Origin of the sequence: Psychrobacter sp. GW64-MNA-CIBAN-0177 (assembly GCF_040309585.1) — a bacterium.
GTDB lineage: Bacteria > Pseudomonadota > Gammaproteobacteria > Pseudomonadales > Moraxellaceae > Psychrobacter > Psychrobacter okhotskensis.
The window spans coordinates 1-236 of record NZ_JBEOOY010000611.1 but is presented as its reverse complement, the minus strand read 5'-3'; the positions used below and the strand labels follow the sequence as shown (position 1 = coordinate 236).

Annotated in this window: 1 protein-coding gene; it reads right to left on the bottom strand. The window is 39.0% G+C overall.

Annotated elements, in window-relative coordinates; translation table 11 throughout:
- On the bottom strand, positions 1–236 hold a 236-nt coding region (gene arfB / locus AAEY79_RS16405), incomplete at both ends, for an alternative ribosome rescue aminoacyl-tRNA hydrolase ArfB (RefSeq protein WP_352289843.1).

Sequence of the window (236 nt, the reverse complement as noted above, 5' to 3'; positions counted from 1 at the left end):
ATTTACTTTAGTTGCGCTAATAATTAGATCTTTTAAGCGTTTAAATGCATCTTCGCGATTAAGCTCTTGTGTGCGGTGGCTTTGCGCTTTTATTATTAATACGCCGTCTTTGGTTATGCGGCTGTCGTTTAGTGCAAGTAAACGTTCTTTATAAAAGTCGGGTAATTTAGAGCGGTTAATATCAAAACGAAGATGGATAGCGCTGGCTACTTTATTAACGTTTTGTCCACCGGCAC